This window comes from Stenotrophomonas sp. NPDC077421 (assembly GCF_049545505.1).
GTDB classification, from domain to species: domain Bacteria; phylum Pseudomonadota; class Gammaproteobacteria; order Xanthomonadales; family Xanthomonadaceae; genus Stenotrophomonas; species Stenotrophomonas nematodicola.
On record NZ_JBMWDP010000077.1, the window covers coordinates 1 to 2,330 of the forward strand.

Below are 2,330 nucleotides of genomic sequence, written 5' to 3' on the forward strand. Positions count from 1 at the left end.
AGCGGACTGGATCGTGATGCCACGCTACTGCTCCTGCTCCATCCAGTCCATGGTGGCAGCGACGTCATGCACTTCACCGATCTTGTGGCTCTTGCCGGTGTAGAACAGGATGCGCTCGGACGTGGTGGTCTTGCCGGCATCGATGTGGGCCATGATGCCGAAGTTACGGTAACGCTCGATGGGAGTGGTGCGGGCCACGGGAGCCTCTCAATTTCTTGGAATTCGGATGGCCGAACGCCGCCTTTCGGCGGCCTTCGGATTGGCGCAGCCCTTCTGGGGCCGCGAGGCAGCACCTCAATGGTGCTGCCGTGCCTGTTTTACAAGGCCGTCAAACTCACCAGCGGTAGTGGGCGAAGGCCTTGTTGGCTTCGGCCATGCGGTGGGTTTCTTCGCGCTTCTTGATGGCGCCACCACGATTTTCCGAGGCGTCCAGCAGTTCGGCAGCCAGCTTCTTCGGCATGGTGTTTTCACCACGCTTGCGAGCGGAGTCGATCAGCCAACGCATGGCCAGCGCCATCTTGCGCGACGAACGCACTTCGACCGGCACCTGGTAGGTCGCACCGCCGACGCGGCGGGACTTGACTTCGACCGACGGAGCCACGTTGTCCAGAGCCTTCTGCACCAGCTCGACGGAGTTCGGGTTCTTCTCACCGATCACGTCCATGGCGCCATAGACGATCTTTTCAGCGACGGACTTCTTGCCGCTCAGCATCACCATGTTGATGAAGCGTGCGATGGTTTCACTTCCGTGCTTGGGATCCGGCAGGACGGAGCGCTGCGGCGTATTACCTTTACGAGACATGTGTACTTTCCCTTAGCTCTTCGGACGCTTGGCGCCGTACTTGGAACGGCCCTGACGACGCTTGGCAACGCCGGAGGCGTCCAGCGAGCCACGCACGGTGTGGTAACGCACACCCGGCAGATCCTTGACGCGACCGCCGCGGATGAGGACCACGGAGTGCTCCTGCAGGTTGTGGCCTTCGCCACCGATGTAGCTGATGACCTCTTCCTGGTTGGTCAGGCGGACCTTGGCAACCTTGCGGAGCGCCGAGTTCGGCTTCTTCGGGGTGGTGGTGTACACGCGCGTGCAGACGCCACGGCGCTGGGGGCACTTATCAAGTGCCGGCGAGGCACTCTTGTAAGTGGTGGCCTGCCGCGGCTTGCGGACAAGCTGATTGATCGTCGCCATCAGTATGTTCTTCTGAGAGAGGCCAAGGGAAAAACTGGCCATGAATGCGGAAATGTGCGAGCAGACCAAGGAATCTGGCCTGCTGAGACAGACGATTGTAGCAACCTGGCGAAAACGCGGTCAACCGCGCACACGCCAAGCCAGCCCTGATCCTGGGCCGTTACAGGGGAGCCTTCTCCTTGCCCCCCGTTCAGGTTGTCAACCGACCCATGCGTGGGCCGGCCGGCATCCTACCCTATCGGTGGCGCGGACGCCACCGGCAGGAAGGTCAGGGAACCACCGGGGTGGTGCCCTGCCCCTTCGAATGTTGTCGGACCCACGGTCCGCCGCGACGCGAAGGTGGTCCGGCCCGGGGGCCGGACCGGGTTTCTCATTCCTCGCCCACCACCGGGTCGGCGTCGCTCGAATCGACCACGGCGACCGGTGCGGCGTCGGCCAGGACCGGAGTGCCGGCCAGGGTCTGCAGCTCCGAGTCGGTCAGGCCGGAGGCACCGCGACGACGCTGGGAGTGGTACGCCAGACCGGTACCCGCCGGGATCAGGCGGCCGACGATGACGTTCTCCTTCAGGCCGCGCAGGTTGTCCGAGGTGCCGCGGACGGCAGCTTCGGTCAGCACGCGGGTGGTTTCCTGGAACGACGCGGCCGAGATGAACGACTCGGTCGCCAGCGAGGCCTTGGTGATGCCCAGCAGCACCGGGTCGAAACGGGCCGGCAGTTCGTTGCGGACGGCCAGACGTGCATTTTCCTCGATGACGCGCTGGCGCTCGGCCTGCTCGCCATTCAGGAACTTGCTGCTGCCCTGGTCGGTGATTTCGACCTTGCGCAGCATCTGACGGGTGATCACTTCAATGTGCTTGTCGTTGATCTTCACGCCCTGCAGGCGGTACACGTCCTGGATTTCCTTGACCAGGTAGGCGGCCAGCGGCTCGACGCCCAGCAGACGCAGGATGTCCTGCGGGCTCGGTTCGCCGTCCACGATGGTTTCGCCCTTGGTCACGTGCTCGCCTTCGAACACGATGACCTGACGGTACTTCGGAATCAGTTCTTCGTGCTCCGAACCATCGGTGTCCTTGATGATCAGGCGCTGCTTGCCCTTGGTGTCCTTGCCGAAGCTGATGATGCCCGAACGCTCGGCCAGGAT

Annotated in this window: 2 protein-coding genes and 2 pseudogenes; all 4 read right to left on the reverse strand. The window is 63.3% G+C overall.

Annotated elements, in window-relative coordinates; translation table 11 throughout:
• Nucleotides 1-27: 27 nt before the first annotated feature.
• Nucleotides 28-198: pseudogene (locus ACPEH1_RS20425) on the reverse strand (GTP-binding protein); the annotation flags it as partial.
• Between the two features lie 136 nt (nt 199-334).
• A complete protein-coding gene (gene rpsG / locus ACPEH1_RS20430) occupies nt 335-802 on the reverse strand; it encodes a 30S ribosomal protein S7 (protein ID WP_017356009.1) in 468 nt (155 codons plus the stop codon).
• 12 nt (nt 803-814) lie between these two features.
• Complete coding sequence (gene rpsL, locus ACPEH1_RS20435) at nt 815-1,189, reverse strand: 30S ribosomal protein S12 (RefSeq protein WP_017356008.1); 375 nt, start codon at nt 1,187-1,189, stop codon at nt 815-817.
• Between the two features lie 370 nt (nt 1,190-1,559).
• A pseudogene (locus ACPEH1_RS20440) lies at nt 1,560-2,330 on the reverse strand (DNA-directed RNA polymerase subunit beta'); the annotation flags it as partial.